This window comes from Kitasatospora sp. NPDC059795, from assembly GCF_042732175.1.
Lineage (GTDB): Bacteria > Actinomycetota > Actinomycetes > Streptomycetales > Streptomycetaceae > Kitasatospora.
Window position 1 is genome coordinate 47151 of sequence record NZ_JBHWID010000020.1, and the last position, 18637, is coordinate 65787.

At 70.9% G+C, this 18637-nt stretch carries 11 protein-coding genes; 2 read left to right on the top strand and 9 right to left on the bottom strand.

Annotated features, from left to right (window positions below; translation table 11 throughout):
• Window positions 1–935: 935 nt before the first annotated feature.
• From ACFV4P_RS31025 to cas7u, 4 genes are read right to left on the bottom strand one after another with little or no spacing between them, the layout of a single operon-like run.
• Window positions 936–2036, bottom strand: a complete 1101-nt coding sequence (locus ACFV4P_RS31025; protein WP_380476800.1) for a hypothetical protein — start codon at window positions 2034–2036, stop codon at window positions 936–938.
• A 2-nt stretch (window positions 2037–2038) separates the two neighbouring features.
• A complete protein-coding gene (gene cas3u, locus ACFV4P_RS31030; protein WP_380476801.1) occupies window positions 2039–5119 on the bottom strand; it encodes a type I-U CRISPR-associated helicase/endonuclease Cas3 in 3081 nt (1026 codons plus the stop codon).
• Window positions 5116–6585 (bottom strand): type I-U CRISPR-associated protein Csb2, encoded by a 1470-nt coding sequence (csb2, locus tag ACFV4P_RS31035; protein ID WP_380476802.1) that lies wholly within the window; start codon window positions 6583–6585, stop codon window positions 5116–5118. Before csb2 ends, cas3u begins: the two co-directional genes overlap by 4 nt.
• A 6-nt stretch (window positions 6586–6591) precedes the next feature.
• The gene (gene cas7u, locus ACFV4P_RS31040; protein ID WP_380476803.1) at window positions 6592–7821 is read right to left on the bottom strand and encodes a type I-U CRISPR-associated RAMP protein Csb1/Cas7u; all 1230 of its coding nucleotides are present in this window, start codon (window positions 7819–7821) and stop codon (window positions 6592–6594) included.
• 283 nt (window positions 7822–8104) lie between these two features.
• Here cas7u and ACFV4P_RS31045 point away from each other — a divergent pair, with 283 nt between their 5' ends.
• Window positions 8105–9220 carry a hypothetical protein gene (locus ACFV4P_RS31045; protein ID WP_380476804.1) on the top strand — a complete coding sequence of 372 codons (1116 nt, stop codon included), beginning with the start codon at window positions 8105–8107 and terminating at the stop codon, window positions 9218–9220.
• 563 nt (window positions 9221–9783) lie between these two features.
• Here the strand turns inward: ACFV4P_RS31045 and ACFV4P_RS31050 are convergent.
• On the bottom strand, window positions 9784–11028 hold the full coding sequence (locus ACFV4P_RS31050) for a tyrosine-type recombinase/integrase (RefSeq protein WP_380476805.1): 1245 nt from the start codon (window positions 11026–11028) through the stop codon (window positions 9784–9786).
• Window positions 11025–11276 carry a helix-turn-helix domain-containing protein gene (locus ACFV4P_RS31055; protein ID WP_380476806.1) on the bottom strand — a complete coding sequence of 84 codons (252 nt, stop codon included), beginning with the start codon at window positions 11274–11276 and terminating at the stop codon, window positions 11025–11027. Before ACFV4P_RS31055 ends, ACFV4P_RS31050 begins: the two co-directional genes overlap by 4 nt.
• Window positions 11277–12101: 825 nt before the next feature.
• On the opposite strand from ACFV4P_RS31055, the gene ACFV4P_RS31060 reads away from it, so the two are divergent.
• The gene (locus tag ACFV4P_RS31060) at window positions 12102–12956 is read left to right on the top strand and encodes a DUF5655 domain-containing protein (protein WP_380476807.1); all 855 of its coding nucleotides are present in this window, start codon (window positions 12102–12104) and stop codon (window positions 12954–12956) included.
• Window positions 12957–13611: 655 nt separating this feature from the next.
• Here the strand turns inward: ACFV4P_RS31060 and ACFV4P_RS31065 are convergent.
• The 3 genes from ACFV4P_RS31065 to ACFV4P_RS31075 all read right to left on the bottom strand — a co-directional run bounded on the left by ACFV4P_RS31065 (window position 13612) and on the right by ACFV4P_RS31075 (window position 18259).
• Complete coding sequence (locus tag ACFV4P_RS31065) at window positions 13612–15141, bottom strand: DUF317 domain-containing protein (protein WP_380476808.1); 1530 nt, start codon at window positions 15139–15141, stop codon at window positions 13612–13614.
• Between the two features lie 86 nt (window positions 15142–15227).
• Window positions 15228–16094 (bottom strand): DUF317 domain-containing protein, encoded by an 867-nt coding sequence (locus ACFV4P_RS31070; protein WP_380476809.1) that lies wholly within the window; start codon window positions 16092–16094, stop codon window positions 15228–15230.
• Between the two features lie 92 nt (window positions 16095–16186).
• Window positions 16187–18259: a DUF317 domain-containing protein gene (locus tag ACFV4P_RS31075; protein WP_380476810.1), complete on the bottom strand. Its 2073-nt coding sequence runs from the start codon at window positions 18257–18259 to the stop codon at window positions 16187–16189.
• Window positions 18260–18637 lie beyond the last annotated feature (378 nt).

Below are 18637 nucleotides of genomic sequence, written 5' to 3' on the forward strand. Positions count from 1 at the left end.
TGGAGCTGTGATAGTGCCGCACCGGTACGGTGCGGAGCGACTGGAGCAGCGGCACGCCTCCAGCGGGCAGGTCAATATCCTGCGATGGTGCCGCACCGGGATGGTGCGGAGAGACCCCACAGCCGAGCAGTCACCAAACTGCGGGACGCCATCCTGCGATGGTGCCGCACCGGGACGGTGCGGAGCGACGCTTGACCCGGGTGTGCGGCTCTACCTGGCCAACGGGCTGCGATGGTGCCGCACGGGGACAGCGCGGAGCAACCCGGATCTCCCGGGCCTTTCCGTCGGGGCGCATTCCGCTGCGATGGTGCCGCACCGGAATGGCGCGGAGCGACCCTGGCGGGACGGAGGTATCGGCTACGCCGGAAGGGGCTGCGATGGCGTCGCTGGGTGCCGCGATGGTCCCGCACCGGGACGGTGCGGAGCGACGCAGGTGGAGCACACCGAGCCCCTGGCCCCCACGAATCTGCGATGGTGCCGCATCGGGATGGAGCGGAGCGACATGGGTGCGTCGGTCAGGGCCGACTACGACAAGCTGCTGCGATGGTGCCGCACCGGGACGGTGCGGAGCGACCCGGTTCCGCAGCGGCGGAAGATCGGCCGCATGCTGCTGCGATGGTGCCGCATCGGGATGGTGCGGAGCGACGCGGTACTGGAGCGTGTGGTAGCCGGAGTTGCCGTTCCTGCGATGGTGCCGCACCGGGAGGGTGCGGAGCGACGGCGTCTGAGCTGCTGGCTTGATGGTCCGAGGAGTCGGTTGCCACGCCTGCCTGGGTGACTTTTAAGGAAATTCGGACTTGTTACTTCGGCGCGGTGGGGTGTTTCCGTGTCCGCTTGTGGTTCCGAAGTCGTGTCCGGCCGGGAGGCCGTTTTCTGTGTTGGCGTTGTGGAGTTGTCAAGGGTCGGGGGTCGGTGGGGTGGCCGGAGGGTGGGGTTCAGGGCCAGAGGTGGCGGCTTGCGGCGAGGGGGCCGTTGGATTGTTTCAGGCCGGTTCGGGGTGCGGTGTAGAGGGCGGTGACGCCGAGGTCGGTGAGCATCGCGGTGTTGTGGTTCGTGCCGGGTTCGGTGGCGCGGACGGCGGGGTGTTCGAGGAGGACGGTGACCGCGGTGGAGGTGAGGGGTGATGTCCAGGCGGGCCATCGTAGGGCGCCGCGGCGGTTGGTGGTGTCCCAGCTGGTGGCGGTCTGGGTGCGGCTGGTGGCGGTGAGGCGGAAGGTGGCGAGGGCGTGGAGGGCGAGCCAGGTGGGGCCGGGGGCTCCGCGTTGGTAGGGCTTTCCTTCGGAGTTGGTGTGGGCGTCGCCGAGGGAGCGGTGGTCGAAGTTGGCGGAGGCGTAGTCGGGGACGCGGTGCCAGCCGTCCAGGGCCGAGCGGATCTGCCGGGGGTCGTTGTGGCAGCCGAGGACGGCTCTCTGGGCCAGGCCGGTGATGGTCATCTGGCCGGCGGCGGCGATCAGCGGTGTGACGGGCGTGCGCCGAACTGTGGTGGGCGTTGACCCTTCCGCGGGTTCCGGGTCGTTCTTGCCGGTTTTGGGTGTGTGGTCCTCGAAGCACATGACGTTGGTCAGGGAGGCGAACCAGCGGGCCTGGCGGTCGGCCGTCTCGCGTTCGGCATGGGCGAGTTCGCGCAGTGTGTGGTGTGCGGTGTCGACTCGTAAGCGCAGGGCTTCGTTGGGGGCGGTGGTGTCCTCGCGGGTGCGGGTGAGGAGTCCGGGGACGTGCGGGAAGGGGTCCCAGCCTTCGTCCCTCGTGCTGGCCGTGTCGGTGTCTTCGTCGTCCTGGTCCTCGGCGCTGGTCGTGTTGTCTGGTTGCCCGGCTGTGGGGGCGGGCTTGGGCGGGAGGTGGGTGGTGAGGAGGTCGGTGAGGGTGTCGAGGGTGAGGGGCTGGTCGGTGGTGAGGACGGCGGGGCCGGCGGGGCCGTTCCAGTGGAGGCGGGGTTTGGTGGTCAGGGTGGCGGTGGTGAGTTCGAGGATGCCGAGGGCGGCGAGGAAGCCGAGTGGGTCGTCGGCGTGCAGGGCGGGGAGTTCGAGTTGGTGCACGGTCAGTTGCCTTCTTCGGAGCAGGCGATGTCGGCGAGGCGGACGATGGATTCCAGGAGGGCCAGGCCCCAGGGGCCGTAGTGGTGGTTGAGCGTGTCGAAGCGGTCGGGGCCGTTCCAGTCGGTGCCGATCGTCGTGCTGGAGACGGTGACGGTGGTGTCGTCGGGCATGGTGCACTCGACGAGGACGGGCTCGGGGTCGGCGAACGCGGGCAGCATCGGGCGGGCGTGGCCGTGGTGGGCGGCGACGAGGTGTGTGACGAGGTCGTGGTCGACGCCTTGGGCGGCGGCGGGGCCGGTGGAGAGCCAGGTGTGGACGGCGGCGGCGCTGAGGGCTTCGTGGCGCAGGTCCTTGGACCAGTTGGCCAGGCGGGTGGCGCGCCTGCGGGTAGCGCGGTCGGCGGGGTCCATGCCGGACTTGGCGAGGGGGTCGGGCAGGGACTCGGCGAGCAGGCGGTCACCGGAGCAGAGCATGCACTGGAATCGCGGGTGGTGTTTCCCGCAGTCGTGGGCCTGGGCGGCCAGCACGACGGCGTCGACCAGGTCGTCGGGCAGTCCGACGGCCCGGGCGAAGGCACGGGCGCGTTCTCCGACCGTCCGGTGGTGATGTTGAAGGGTGACGGTGCGGGTGAGGCTACTGCTGTCCGGATCTCCGTCGTCCACGGAGATCCGGTAGCGGCTGGCGTCGGCGAGCCGCGGTGGGAGGAGGACGATCCGTCCCTGACCGTCGCGGTCGACCAGCACCGCCCCGGCCGCAGCCGACCGTCCGGTGCGCCACTCGGCGACCTCCAACAAGCTCTGCAGGCGCCGGCGCAGTGCCGGGGTGTGCCGGGTGGGGCCGTGGGGTGCGGTGTCGGTGGGCAGTGCGGTGAGCAGGCTGGTGATCGCGGTGCGGATGGCGTCGGTCGTGCTCACGGCCTCCGGGTCGTCGGGATCGGTGGTCAGGTCGGTGATGGCCTGTTTGACGATCGGGGCGAACTGCTCGGGGGCGGTGCCGGTGGTGCTGGCCAGGACGGCCGGGTCCAGGCGTAGCGGGGTGCGGGTGTGGTCGGCGGGGTGGTCGCCGAGGTCGGGGACGGGGGTGTTGGGGTCGGCGGTCCAGCCGTAGGCGTCGTGGCCGCCGGCGGTGGTGGGCAGGACGAGGGTGGCGCCGGGTTTCAGGTCGTCGGCCGTGCGCGGGGTGGTCCAGGTGCCGTCGGCTTCGCGTTGGAGGACGGTGGCGCGCAGGCGGGTGGGTGGGTTGCGGGGTTCGGGTGTGGTGTCGGCGTCGGGGCCTTCGAGGTCGCTGGTGTCGGGGGTGCGGCGGGGGTCGGTGAGGAAGCGTCGCACCGCCGCGAGGGGCAGGGAGAGGGTTTCGGCGGTGTGGACGGGGGTGGTGCGGATGTGTTCGGCAAGGGCGTCGGGGTCGGTGGTGTCGGTGGTGAGGTCGGCGCGCCACAGGAGTTGGACTTCGGGCTGGCCGGTGTCGAGGCCGTGGAGGAAGGGGGCGGGGGATTCGTCGGGGACGGGGATGGGGCTGGTGCGGGCGAAGGCGTCCACGCGCACTTGGTGGACGGGTGGGATGTGTTCGCCGGCGCGGGTGAGCGGTGCGGTGTCGGTGCCGTCGAGGAGGCCGGGCAGGGTGGCGGGGTTGAGGACCAGGCCGTCGAGGAGGTGGGGGGTCAGTTCGGCGGGATCCTGGGTGTCGTGGGCGGGGGTGTGGTGGGTGAGCCACTGCCAGGTGTGGGCGGCGGCCGGGCCGTAGACGGGGATGCGGTCGGGGTCCTCGGGGTTGTGGGTGCGTACGAGGACCGCGGGCACGGGGCCGAGTTCGCCGCGGCGGTCGAGGCGCCCGAGGCGCTGCAGCGCGGAGGCCCAGTCGCCGCATTCGCTGACCATGGCTCCGAAGGTGCAGTCGATTCCCACTTCGAGGGTCTGGGTGCTGATCACGACGAGGGTGCGTTCGCGGTCGGGGTCGATGCCGGTGAGGAGTTCGGCCAGCGGGCCGGTGACGAGCAGGTCGCGCTCCGCGGGCCGGCAGCGGCCGGTCAGCAGCAGCACGTCGACGTCGGTGCGCCGGGAGAGTGCTTCGTGGGCGGCGCGGGCGTGGGTGATGGTGTTGGCGATCACCGCGACCGCAGGCAGCTTCAGGAGGGGAAGGACGGCGTCCAGGCCGGTTTCGGCGGCGAGGGCGAACGCCTCGGCGGGCTTCTTCGACCAGCTGCTGGCGTCCAGCAGCGTCACGTGGCGCTCGGCGGCGATCCGCCGCCCGGCGATCGGGTGGGCGCGGTCGGCGTCGCCGATGCCCAGGCGGGGCCGCCCTCCGGTGGCGCTGGTCGCCGACAGGCTCACCACCCTAAGCGCCCGTAGCGCCAACTCCGCTCGTGCCGCTGTCTGCTGGTAGAGAGCGGTGTCGGCGGCGGTCGCGAGCAGGGCCTTCGACAGGTGGGCCTCGTCCAGGGCGAGCAGGGCGTCGTACCCGGTCAGGGCGGCGTCGATCGGAGCGCGCTGCGGGGAGGTGTGGTAGCCGCGGAACAGCAGGCGGCTGCCGTACTGGTCCACGGTCGAGGTCACCACCAGTGGCTGGGCCGGGCTGCGGACCCAGTTCGATTCCCACCTGGTGCCGCCGCGCATCCGCACCACCTCCAGGGGCGACGCTCCGCTGCCGAGGTCGCGCAGCGATGCGGCGACCTTCGCCCGCACGGAACCGGCCGGCGCACCGGCGAGGGCAGCGGCCAGCTCGACGGAGTGCTGGTGGGCCTGGTCGACCACCAGGCGCCGGTCGACGCAGAAGAACAGCCGCAGCGGCACCGTCCGGTGCTTCCGGCCCGCCCCGCGGGCGTGTTCCCAGGCGAGGAGGAAGATCCAGATGTCGATGAACGTCGTCTTGCCCAGCGCGGTGGGCACGTCGAGGTCGGGCCACCTCGCGCCGTCGGCCACGGCGTCCAAGTAGGCGCTCTGCCATGGGAACGGCGCCCAGCCCTCGCACGCGTCGCACACCACAGTGGCGGGCCCGTCCGGGCAGTGGGTGTGGTGGTGGACCTCCCGGAAGAAGTCGGGGAACTCGGCCGCCTCGATCCTCGGCGGCCGCTCGGTGCCCGTCACTGGTCGTCCTCCTGGAAGTCGGGCTCCGGACGGCACAGGCCCAGGCCGAAGTTCTTCTTGCTGCCCAGCACCACCGGTCCCGTCACCGGCACCGGGAAGGTCAGGCGTACGTGGCAGCTCGGCAGCGGCCGCTCCCTGTCCTTGCGCCGTAGCGGGAAGCCGTCCGCGTGGCGTGCGCCAGCGACCATGGCGTGGTGCTGGCTCACCCGTACCCGTACCGGTTCGGGCAGCCCGGCCGCCACGCAGCTGGCAGTGACCGACTCCGCCCAGTACGGGTCGCCGTTCTTGGGGAAGCGGTCTAGGACCATCGGCAGCACCGTGGCCCACACCGTGGAAGGCTTCTGCCACGTCCCCGGCTGGACGGTCTGCGGCCACGAGTCCTGGTCGGCGGGGCTGACCTGTACCAGGTCCAGCGGTTCGCCGTCCGCAAAGCGAATCCGGCGCAGGCCCCCGTCGTGGCGGAGGAGGGCGGCGAGCAGTGCCTTGCGGTCCTGCCTGGGGATCTCGAGGGGCAGGGCGATGCCCAGGCCGCGCAGCATCCCGTCGGCGTGGTGGTGGCCGGTGAACGGCAGCGCGAGGTAGGCGACCGGGCGCGGGTCGTCCGGGCTGTTCTTGTGGCCGTGGACCGTGGTCATCGCCTCGACGTCGTGGCCCATCGCCTCCAGGGTGCCCATCACCGTGCTTCGCAGCCGGCCGGTCAGCTCCAGCGTCCACCGGGGATCCAGCGCCACACCCGGGGCGAAGGAGAACGTCAGCAGGTCACCGAACGGACCATCCACGACCGGCGTTTCGGGCCGGTCGTCGTGGTCGGGGTCGAGGTAGTGGTGGGTGAGCGACTGGCTCCAGGCCGGCCCCTGTTCCTCGAACGCCTCCTCCAGCCAGGCGAGATAGCCGCGGTAGGGGACACGGATCGGCCGCGAGCCTCTCGGGTACTGCCCGGCGGGTGCGGGCCTCCAGTGCTGCCGCCACCCGGTCTCGTCACCGGGCTCGTCGGGGCCGCACCAGGCATCCAGCAGCCCCGTCCCGGTCGAGCGCCCGAAGTACGGCACCCGGTGGGCCAGTTCCTTCAGCACGGGGGTGAGTTCCTCTCCCGGCTCCGCGGCCCAGCTGAACACCATCCGTGTACCGGACAGCGTCTTCTGTGCCCACGCTCGTGGCACGCCGCCGGCGGTGCGTCCCGGCAGCAGGCCGTGGGTGACCTTCTTCGGATCCACGGTGTTGGTGACCACCCATGCCGCGCGCGGGTGTTCCGCCTCCATCGGCCTGGCCGGCACGGTGACCACCGGCGGCTCCTGGGCCTCCAGCCAGGTCAGCGCCATCCGGTGCGCGGCGTCGTCGAGGTCGGCGTGCGCGACCAGCGCGCAGAACAGGCGGGCCGGATGGGGCGGCCACTCGGCCCGCTCACCGTCCATCGCGGTCGCCTGGTAGAGCGGCTCCAGCAGCTCCACCGAGATGTGGAAAGGCATGACGCTCTACTCGCCTTCCGCCTCGCCGATGCCCTCCAGACGGAAGGAGCGCTCGATCGCCTGCTGCACCTGCGCGTTCGGCCGCAGCCGCACCGGCTCCTTCGACCACACAAGGCCCGCCTCCTCGGCCCGCGAACGCGCGAACTCGAACAGCTCCAGAGCCTGCCCTGCCGTCTCCAGCTCCAGCGGCTCCGTCACCGCCACGCCCTCACGCCCACGCCCGACCCACTCGATCCGCTCCGACACCAGCAGCAGGTCGCAGCCCGACCGCAGCCGCACCGCCGGCACCGCGAACGCCAACCGGTCCCCCAACAGCGCCAGCGCCGCCAACAGGGCCCTCGCCGCCCGCACATACTCCTTCGATGCGTCACCGAAGCGCAGCGCCCTCAGACCCGCCAAGGCGAGTGACGCGTTCCGCTCGATCGCCCGCACCGTCACCCCGCCCATCCCGGCGACCGGCGGAATCATGCCGTGCCCGACCGCCGACGCCTTGAGCGACTTCCCCTTGCCGCTCTTCTTGCCCGTGCCGTCGACCGGCCGCCAGCCGTCAGCGGTCAACTCCACGTTGTCACCAGGGAAGTTCCACTTGTCGAAGCGCCCCGCCGCCCGCTTCCCGGACAGCGGCTCCAGACCCACCATCTCCGAGGTGTAGGCGCGCGGCACCTTCAACTGCACGCGGCGCTTGCGGTGTGAATCCCACAGCCCGAACACCAGGTCCGACGGCGCCCACTCCATAAAGGCGCGCACATCACCGGTTCCCGTGTCTCGCAGCGCCCGCCCCACAACCGTGTCGTCGAACTTCACACCGGACTCGTCCAGCGCGTCACGGAAGTAGGCGTCACGGGAACGGTGCGGGGCGTCCAGGTTCGTCATCCGCAGTTCCCGGCCCTCCGCGCTCACGTGCAGCGCCAGATGCGGCAGCAGCACATCGCCCTGGTCGACCGCTTCCAACAGAGCCGTCTCGCACCGGTTCGCCTGTGATTGCCGCTGGTCCAGCAGCACCACCCCCGCGGACTCCTGCCCGACCCATCGGTCCTCGAACAACTGGCCCGGCCCGTCGACGTCCCTCTCCTTGCCCGTTGCCAGATCTCGGACGGTCCGGGCGACCTTCACGGTCGGCGGCGACACCGGCGTTCCCACACCCGCCACAGGCTCATACCGGGCCGTCACCCGGATCGCACCGTCCACCGCAAGGCCGCTCGCTGCCTCGGCCAGCCGCTCGTACAACGCCTCCATGGAACCCTCCTTGTGCAGGAATCTCTCGGACAGTTCGCATCGAAGCAGCCCCCACCGACAGCCCTCACCCATTCAGGTGATGATCCATCAGAAACATTTCTAGAGGCGGTAGTTGCCTTAAAATTGCCCACTCTTCGAGTCGGGGCGCGCTGGCGGGCCGTTGGTTCTCCGATTCGGTCCCGTGCAGGTCCGTGCCCGCCGTAAGCGACGGGGCGGGAGAAGCGAACTGCATCCCCGCGCCTGACTCCGAGAACTCGCACGACTCGCTTTGCAGCGTTTTTGCATGCCACGCTCCGCGCCGACGGGTGCCTACCGCGAACTCATGGACCTGACAGCCGCTGACGGGAACCCCGTCAGCCACGCCCAGCTCGAACGCTGGCGGCGCGAGAAGCTGCTGCCAGCCCCCGACAGGGTGTACCTGGGCGGGCAGGCCGGCACCTGCACCTCCTACCCGCAGGAGGTGAAAGACCTTGCCCGCGCGCTGGCACGTCGGCACCGGCCCGGCCGCTGGCTGGACGACACCGTCCTGCTCGCCTTCTTCTGCGACAGCGCCCGAATCCCGGAGGTCCCATTGAAGTTGGCGCTCATCAGGACGTACTTCCCCGACCGGGAGCGCCACCGCGACGCGGCGGCCAAGATCGTGGACGCCGTCCCCGTCGACCCCGGCTCCGAACGGGACATCTACTACGACTGGGCGGAGGCCGAAGCCATCCTCGAAGTCAAGGAGGGCGGGATGGTCATCCGGAAGATGCGCGCGAACCTGCGGCGACGGCCCGATCTCGCCCACGCCTCGCGGGAAGAGATCGACGGCCGCCTGCTCGGCGTGCTGACCCACCTCAACTCGCCCCACCTGCCCGAGGACGACCTCGATCTCATGCGCGACCTGGAGGCCGCGATCGACCTGCACTCTGATGAATCCAGCGTCGCCCGCCTCGCCGTCTGGGAGTACGCCGCCACGGCCCACGCATGCCAGATGGCCCGTTTCGGGGAGACGAACACCGAGGAGCGCTTCGACACGCTCCGCCACACCCCGCTGAAGGAACTCCACCGTCTGCGAGACGAAGTGGTTGCCGCCCTGCAGGAGACCTGGCGGCGCGCCACCGGCGGGCGCCTAGGCACCCTGGCTCCCGACACCGTGTCGATGAGCAAGAGCGCCGCCCGCGCGCTCGCCGAATGGACCACGGCCCGAAAAGCCCACCCCGAAGGCTCCTCGTACGCCGACGTCCACTTCACCGACAGCCTCCTCGACCTGGCCCGCGCTACCGCCCTTGCGTGGCTGCTGAACCACGCCGGCCGCGAACGGGCCGCGATGCCGCCCGTCGACAAGGCGGGAGAAGGGCGTGGGGCGTTCATCGCCCGCACGACCGGAGCCACCGGCCGGCGGCGCCGTATCCGCTGACCCCTGCCAGAGCGATGACGGGCTCCGCAGAGTACCCGCGATCCGCAGGAGCGGGAGGGGCGTTCTCCATCTTCGCGGTCGCGTTGGCTGACGGGAGCGGCTGCTGGCGCGACGAGAAGGTCGCCGTCGAGCAGTTGGCCGCGGCAAGCTCTCGGCGGGCAGCTTGTCCAGACCGGAGGCGAGGCTTCGCGCAACCAGGCGCCCTGAACCTGGCCGCTATCGCACGAACGTCCTTCCAGCCGCAGCTCCGAGCAGCCGGGCATCGGCGGGCCGACCGTCGGTGCCATGAGCAACTTTCAAGGTCTCGAACTGCGTTGTAGCGGGGAGGAATTGGCCTCCCTGCTGATTCCGGGGGCGTTGCCGGGCGGCCGGCGTCAGGACCTACCAGCGCCGAAGGGCACGGATTCGCAGCACTCGCCGGATCTTCTGATAGCCCCAGCTGCCGAGCGGCGTCGGAGTTCCACGGCGCACCGCGCCATCGCGTGAGCGGCGCAGGGCTGTAGCGGCGGGTGCTGGGTTTCCCCGAAGTGGTGGAATCCGGCACCCGCCGTCGGCCGTCAGGGTCAGGCAGTGATAGCGAGTTGGCGGATCTGTTCGACCTCGACCTTGGGGCCGGGCAGGCCGCGAGTGGCGTTGATGTGCGCCATCAACTGGTCGCCGGCGCGCTGGATCGAGCGCAGGTTGGGGTGCAGGTAGCGCTGGGTCGTGGTGAGCTGGCCGTGGCCGGCGATGCGCATCAGGATGTGCGGTGGGACGCCGGCGTCGGCGAACCACGTCAGCGCGGTGTGGCGCAGGTCGTGGCGGCGCAGGTACTCGTAGCCGAGAGCCGTGACGACGTCGTCCCAGTGGGTGGCGTCGCGCAGGATCGCGGTGGTGACCCGGCCTCCGCGTGGTCCGGTGAACAGGCGGGCGTCCGGACGGCCGCCGACCCGGGCTATCCGCCAGGCGATGTTGGGCCGCAGCTCCGGGATGATTGGGACGAATCGGCTGCGCTTGCCCTTCGTGCCCTTGTCGAGCAGGCCGCCGGGGGCGGTGGTGGTCTGACGGCAGCACCGCCACAGCCACTTGTCGGTGTCGATGTCGCCGGCGCGGACGCCGGAGACTTCGCCGATGCGGGCGCCGGTGCCGCCGGCGAAGCGCACGATGTCGCCCCAGCCCTCGTACTCGTTGTAGGAGGCGGCCACCAGGGCGCAGGCGAGGCGGTCGAGGGTGTCCCAGTCGCGCAGCGCCAGGCCGCGCGGGTCGCTCTCCTCGTCCTCCGCGGTCTTGAACAGCTTCTGCCAGCCGTACAGGCGGGCGGGGTTGATCTCGATGATGCCGTCGCGGATGGCCTGCTCCATCACCCGGACCAGCACGGCGATGGTGCACTTGAGGGTGGAGATGCCTGCACCGTCGGCGATCCAGGCGTTGAGGGCGCGGTCGGCGATGCCGGCGGTGATGCTGACAACTTGGAGGTGGCCGACGGTGGGTTTGACGCGCAGGTGCCAGCCGGCCTTGTACGGGGCGTGGGTGTTGAGTTCGAGGCCGCGCATCGCCAGGTCCATGACGGAGTCGCCGTATTCGCTGAGCGACGCGGTGGCGACGTTGACGCTGACACCACGGCTGGCTGCCTTGGCGACGCGGTCGAGCCAGTTTTGCGCCTCGTCCACGGTGGAGTACATGGTGGAGCGAGAGGGGCGGTCCTTGGTGACCGGATCGACCCAGCGGACGCGGGCGCGGTAAGGGTTGGGGTTGCCGGGCCGGTACTCGATGTCGGTGGAGATTTTGACGCCGATGGGTGCGGTGATCTTGGCGGGTTCCAGGTTCACGCGGCGGCCACGATGGTGGTGCGGTGTGAGTTCAGGTAGTCCAGGACATCCTCGCGGCGGTAGCCGATCCGCCCTTCGATTCGAACGTATGCAAGGCCTCGGCGAGGTTGGAGCGAACGCCAGCGCCGCAGCGTGGACGTGCTGACGTTGAGGATCTTGGCTGTCTCTTTAGTGGTGTAGACGACAGGCAGTGGCACCGAGGAGGGGCAATGGGATATGTGGCCGGTAGGTTCGGCTATCTCTTCCATGCGGCTTGTGGGGCGATCGGTTCTGGTCAGGGTCGTCCTTCCGTTATCACCTGCTGCAGGTGAATTCGCGCTGTAGATCTCGTGGCGGTGATTATTAATATCCAGGCAGTGGCGCGCTAAATCGGACCGTTGCGGTCGGGTGGTGTCGAGCCATGAGCCTTGACCTCGCCGCAGGGGAGCTGGACCGGGTTTCCTTTCCTCGAAGGTGTCGACGGATGTACACAGTTACTCGTGTGCTGCGTCGTGTCCAGGAAATTCCGCAATGTTCTCTCACGGAGAACGAGGTCAAAGAATTTCGCCGATCAGGCCTGGAATCAGCCCGGGCTCTTCCCGTGATCCATCGATGTGCGTGCGGATGGGATCGGGTGATGCTGGATTAGCGGGCGGTGGTGGGCGCCCAATTCTGAGAGTCACTCCTGCCTCGGTGAGTCGTTGGCAGTGCAGGCCCTGGAAGATGTCACCCAAGTCGAGGGGTGGGGTGCATCGCCAGGTTGTTGCTTCATCGTTTCGGTCGGTGTCCGCCGATGAGTGAACGCATGGCTGTGGATGGGGCGGTTGGGTGCGTGGTTGCTGGGCGAGATGCTTGCCGGGCAGGGTATATGCGTCCTCCCGCGCGGTTCGCGGGGAATTGTGGGTGTCAATGCACTGGCGGCGGCGTTGTCGGCCATTCCCGCGGGGGTGAAGTGAGATATCAGCAACACGGCCTGGTATGTCCAGGTTGATGGATATAGGTTGGCCGGTCCAGCCGCCGGATCGGTTCGGCGGGAAGGTCTGAGGGGGACCGGCGTGGTGCTGCGGGTGTTTCGCAGGAGCGGTGATTCGGCGATGGAGCTGGCGGGTTCGACCGTCCCGCTGGAGCGGGATCTCCAGATGTTCGTCGAGCGGAACATGACGACCTTGCTGGGCGTCCGCTTCCTCGACACCGAGGTTCGCACCGGTCCGCTGCACGGCGGCCGGATCGACTCGCTCGGCCTGGACGAGGACGGCAGTCCGGTGATCGTGGAGTACAAACGGGGCCGCGACGAGAACGTGATCAACCAGGCGCTGTTCTACCTGGCGTGGCTCCGCGACCACCAGGACGCCTTCGAGGCATTGGTGGCGCGCAGGCTCGGTCCGGACGCGGTCGCCGAGGTCGACTGGAGCAGCCCTCGGATCATCTGCGTGGCCGCCGACTACTCCCGCTACGACGTGCACGCGATCGGGGAGATGAACCGGCGCATCGACCTGGTCCGATACCGGCAGTTCGGCGACGACCTGCTGACGCTGGAACTGGTGGCCTCGGTCGCCGGCGGCACGGCCCGCCGCGGAAGCGGCGGCCTGGTCGTGGCGCGGCCCACGGCCGAGCAGCGGCTCGCCGGTGCTTCGGAGGCCGTCCGGGCACTGTACGACGACATCGACGGCCGACTGCTCGACTTCGGCGACGTGCACAGCGTCCAGTTGAAGCAGTACGTGGCGTACCGCCGGGGCCCGAACTTCGCGTCGGTGAAGGTGCAGGCACGTTCGCTGCTGGTCTACCTGCGCCTGGACCCGGCCGCCGTCGAGCTGGTGGAGGGCTTCACCCGGGACGTGCGCGGGATCGGTCACCACGGCACCGGCGACCTGGAGGTGCGGATCACCTCGCCGACGGGTCTCGACCGGGCGGAGCCTCTCCTGCAGTCGGCCTACGAGGCGGCGGCGTAAGCGGGCGGGGCCGCCGACGCGTGCTGACGGGCCAACAGCGCGCAGGGGACGGCGGGTAAGAGGAGCGCTCCTGTCCGCCGGCCTTACGGCTGTTCGGACCGTTGGACGTCGGCGCGCGGCCCGGTCAGCGGCTCCGAGCCCGGGGCGGGGCGGAGCCGTCGGCGCGCGCTGGCGCGCTGCTGGAGAAGGCCGGCCGTGCCGCGCGGCTGAGTGTGGCGACCAGTGTGCTGTTTCGCCGCGGTGCCTGTTCGGTTGGTGGTTCGGTGAAGATCGCCAGGTGCTGGGCGATGGCTTCGCGTAGAGGGCCGGGGTTGAGTTCCTGGGCCTGGTGCATCTGGTCGAGGTCGCTGAGGAAGTGGACGTAGGTGCGGCGCGGGACCGTCTTGTGCTCGTCGAAGGTGAACAGGTTCCGTGCCAGCTCGGCGCCGGTGGTCAGCTGGACGGCTCTGACGAGGACTCCGTTGTAGGTGTCGCTGCGCTGTCCGGCGTGGGCGAGTTCGGCGGTGATCAGGGCGGTGCCCCGGCGTGCGACGTACTGCTGTCCGGTTGCGGTGCCGTCGGGCAGCGGGGCGAGGGTGGTCAGGACGGAGGCGTGCGTGGGAGCGGGTGGCAGTGTTCCTCGGTTCGGGTTCGGGGACCACGGGCGTGGGGCGGGTCAGCGGTGGCGGGGCGGCGCTGGCGGTGTGCCGGTCGGGTTCGGAGGGTTGGTTGACGGAGCGGGCGGACGGGGGGAGCTCGGAGGCGGTTCGGTTGTGCGGGCCCGGGCTGCTCGGACGCGCGTCCGGTCGTGCTCGGACGCGTGGTTGAGGGAGGGGGCCGTCTGAGTCGGCAGTGGGGCGACGGTGAGAGCGGCGGCCTGGTGAGCGGCGGCGAGGACCAGTTCGGTGGGGGTACGGGAGTCGAACGTCGCCTGCCACCGTTCCTGCTGCTGATCACCGGTGGTCCGCCCGGTCAGCTTCCACTGCCGCGGTAGCGCCGGAATGCCGGCAGGGCCGGGAGCGATCGGAGGGAACGAGGCGAGCACGGTGGCGCCCGTGGGGGCGCAGCTGATCCGTCCTGGTCCGTAGAGGCCTTGGTCGTCTGCGCGCCACCCGGCAAGTCGCAGGCGGGTGTGGGCGAGGTGCGCGTCGAGGGAGCCTTCGACCGGGTCAGTTCGGTGGCCGTGTGGGGTGGTGACGTTCGGGTCCGGGCCGCGGAGCCGGTCGTGGTGCAGCGCGGTGGAGTCCTGGCGGGCGACGGTGGCGGCGAGCTGGGTGGTGAACGCGGAGACGACGGCAAGGGGAGTGCCGGGTCCGAAGGCGGCCTCCCAGCCGTCCCCGCCGTCTCCCATCGCGTGCACGACCCATGGCGGGTCGGCGTGTTCGTAGCCGGGGCGAGGTTCGGGCACGTGGTGGACGGCGATTCGCTCGCACACGCTGTACAGCGACAGGGTGCCGACCTCGTGGCTGCTGGCCTTCCAGCCCTTGGCCACAAGGGGTGCCAGGGCGTCATGCGGCTCTGCCGCGGCGGCCGTTGGAGCTGGGGGCGGTGGGGCGGTGGGGGCGACGGCCGCGCGGTGCGGCACGGGGATGTCCTGGTGGAGGCGGTGAACGGGGGTCGGGTCGAGGACAGCGCCCAGGACCGCGAGGGCGATGGTGTCGGGCACCCGGTTGGACATCCCGACGCTGAACCCGCAGCTCGCGGAGTTGTCGTCTCCTTGGTGGCCGGCCGTGATGGTCAGCGTCGCCGCGTCCGCGTCCGGGGCCGATGCCCAGGGCTCGTGCAGGACTTCGACGGCGAGCGGTCCGAGGTCGGGCGACACCATCACTCCGGGCATGTCCGTGTCCGCCCAGCCCGCGTTGTGCAGTGTGCTGAGCACTGGCAGCGCCGGGTAGCGGCCCTGCAGGGCCCGCAGCCCGTTTCGGGCGAGGGCGTCGTCGAGGTGTACGGCGACGGCCGCCACGATCTCGACGGGGGTGCCGGCGGCGAAGGCGATCGACCAGACGGGGCCGTGGCCCGCGTGCTCGGCGGCGCGCAGCTGCCAGTTGCCGGTGCGGTCTTCAGTAGGGACGGCGGCGAGCTGTAGACGTCGGCACGAGGAGGTGAGCAGGACGTCCGGCGAGGTGCCGGCGCGCCAGCCGCGCTGGGCCAGCACCGGCCGGAGCGTCTCCGGCTGGCCGGGGCCGGCCAGTCGGCGCGGTGCCACCGGGAGTCGGTCGTCGGCCGGGTGAGGGGTGGTGATGGGCGACTCCTGATTACGGGGTGGGCCTCAGCGCGGCAGGCGCCGTGAGGTCAGCGGGCAGGGCGGCCCGTTGACGGGGACGGGGCTCCTGCGGCGGGTCCTGCGCCGCCGGCCGTGGCGGGGGAACGGGTCGGCATCGTGGTGCGGGAGCCGGCAGCGGCCACCCGCTGCGCGATGGTGGTGGCAGCGGGCCGCGGCGCGGAGCGGTGGACGGGCTGTTGGAGGGCTTTCGGCGGACTGATCCGGGCCAGATCGGTGAGGAGGCGTTCGTCCATCCACCGCTTGTCCCGGGTGACCGGGTTCGAAGTGGTGAGGGCTCGGGCGAGTGCGTCGGTGATGACGGTGGGCGCGCCGGCGGTCACCATGGCCTGCCAGTAGGGCGGCTGCCCGCCGGAGCCGCGGGGGCCGACCTCGACGTGGATGTGGGGATCGTCCGTGAGGTCGAGCGGGTCGCCGGGCGGATCGACGCGGACCCGCACCCGGGCGAGCCGGTCGGGCGCTTCGACGTCGAGGGCGCCGGCGCGGTAGACGCTGCGCCAGCCCGCGTCGGTCAGGATGCGCAGCAGGGAACGGCGGTCGCTGGGAGAGCGGAGGGCGGGGTGTTCTACGTCGGACCGGGCGGTGGTGGAGGGGCCGGGGAGGGCGACTTCGTTCGCGAGGGCGATGACGACCTCCGGCGGGGTTCGCCAGGAGAGGCGGGCCATCCACGCGGTGGGGCCGAGCGGCTCGCGGACGGCGGCGATGCGCCACCAGGTGCCGGAGCCGGTCGTTTCGCCGAACCAGAACCGGTGGTCGGGGCTCCAAGTCAGGTATGAGCCCAGTGCCCAGCTGTCGCTGAGGCTCCAGGCACACTCGCTGGTGAGCCGCTCGAAGGGCTGGAAATCGTAGTTGGGGCCGGCCAGATAGGCGGGATTCACGTCGATGATGACGGGCCGGTCGTCGGAAGCGGTCAGGTTGTCGGGGATGGGGGAGTCCGTTCGTGGTCGGGCGGACGGCTCGTTGCAGTAGGTCAGCGCTGGCGGCCCCGGTGCGGGGGGCGGTGCTGGTCGGGCCTGCGAGTGACGTCGCTCGCGACCGCGTCGACGTCCACGGAGCGGTGGCGGGCGGCTGCGGCTCGGTCGGTTCCTGTGGCGGCTGCTGTTCGCTGCTTCAGGGGGGCGATGTCCATGTACACCCGGTGTTCGGGTGGGATCTGCCGGGCGAGTCGGGCCACGGGCTCGGTGCTGGTGAGCGCGGCAGCGACCGCGGTGAGCAGCGGACGGGGTGCTCGGTCGGCCATCTCGATGTACCAGCCCTGGCCTCCGGGCTGGAGGTCGCCGCCGCAGACCACCCAGTGGGGACTCGCGCCCTCGGCGAGCGCGGACGCGCTGATGGTGCGGCTGACCGAGGCCATCTCGTCGGGTGCGATCCAGATGATGTGACCAGGCACGCTGTCCATGTACCAGTCGGCTTCGGCCAAGGGCTCCAGACCACCGGACACTGCGGGGTAGCGCAGGTCAGCCGGCGAGGTGGCCTGGGCGGCGGCCATCGCCTCGTGCACTGCCGCTGTGATCTCGGCGGGGGTCCGGTCGTCGGCGGTGAAGTGCCACAGCCGGTCGCCGGTCGACTGGTCGGTGTAGACCGTGCTCCAGCTCACGCCGCCCGCCGAGTAGCTGGTGGTGGTGGTGCGGATCCGGCCGCAGGGGCTGAGGTAGATGTCGCCGAACGGGGCGTCGACGAAGTTCCACCCGGCGGCCAGCAGCGGGGATGCGGGGGTGTTCGCTGCGGTGTGGCCGGGCCCGGCGAGGTAGGCGGGAGAGGCGGCGACCAGCGCCGGGGGCCGCGGCATTCCCGGCGCGAAGAGATCGGCCGCCGAGTCGTGGGCTGCGGTGAACCGGCGGCAGATCTCGTCGTAGGCGGGCTGTGCGACATCGTCGGGCTGCTGGTCCCAGAACCGCGTGGGGGTCGCTTCGTCGGCCCGGCTGCTGATCGGCTTTCCGTAGAACCCTTTCAGGATCCCGGAGGGGTCGTCGGTGGTGGCGATCATGTGGGCGGCGATGGTGCCGGCTGCGGCGTGCAGGTCTTCGTTGGTGAAGCGCAGGTCCGCGATGGGTACGGCCGGCGTCCTCCCGCTGGTGAGGTTCTGCCACTCCTGGCCGGTGACGTGGTCGTCCAGGCCGAGCAGCCGGTGGCTGTACCTGGCGGAGTCCATGACGAGGTCGAGGGTGAGCATCGCGGCCAGCCGCTGCTGTTCCGGCGGGAGCTGGCCCCAGGTGGTGACCGGGCCGGGCCCGGGGCGGGTACTGGGCAGTGGCTGGCCTGCGAGTTCGGACAGGACCTCGTCGATCTCCAGGTGTCCGTCCGCGGCGGCGAGGAGGGTGGTCAGCGACTGCGCGGCAGCGCGGGTGAGGTCCTCGTCGGTGTAGGCCGGAATCATCGGTACGAGGCCGTCCTCGGTCAGGGTGTAGCCGAGGTGGGCGAGCAGGTGCTCGTCCATCAACTCTCCGTCGCGCCGCAGCGGTGCCGAGTCGGTGAGTGAGTGGACGAACGCGCTGGTGACCAGCGCGGGTGTGTCTGCGGTGAACAGCGCCTGCCAGTACGGGTCGCCGGATTCTTCGGGGCCGGCGTACACGGCCAGCGCGCAGTTGCCCATGAGGTCGAGAGGACCGGCGCCTCGGCGCAGTTCGGCGCGGGCGAGGTAGTCGGGCGACTCGACGCGTCGGATGCCGTGGGGTTCGCCGAGGTTGCGCCAGCCTGCGGCGACGAGGGCGTCGAGGGCGGCGTCGCCGTCGAAGGTCCCTTCCTGGAGTGCCGGGTGGGCCTCGCCGGTCCAGTCGGTCCGGGGCAGCGGGACGTGGAGTGCCTCGGTGACGGCGGCGACCAGTTCTTCCGGAGTGTCCTTGGAGAAGGCGGCCATCCACTGCGGCGGTCCCAGGGGCTCGCGGGCGGCAGTGATCCGCCACCAGGCACCGGGGTCGAGCTGGCCCATCCCGATGCGGAAGCGGTGGTCGGGGCTGCTGACAAAGGTCTGGTCGAGGGCGTCGTTGTAGTCGTGCCGCCAGCCGTAGGCGAGAACCGCGCGGGCGACCGGGACGGTCGTCACCTCGGCGCCGGCGAGGTGGCGGGCGGTGACGTCGAGGTGGGTGGTCGGGTCGGGGTTGGTGGTGATCGGAAGAAATGTCCTTTCAGGGTTCAGCGGCGACGGCGTTCACCGCTGATCGGTGCGGCGCGAGGTGTAGACGGCGAAGGTCCAGCGGGGCTGCTCGTCCTCGGCCTCGTGGTCCAGCTCGATCCGGGCGGCTAGCCGTTCGTGGACGGCGATGGTGGTGTCGTCGTACGGGCGGTGGCGCTGCCAGGTGTCGTTGGTGTCGACGAACTCGTTGAAGGCGGCGTCGCCGGGGCCGGCCAGGTGTCCGGGAGTGACGGTGACGGGGGTGCCAGGGGTCAGGTGGGGCTCCGTGCAGCGGGGGCGGGCCGGACA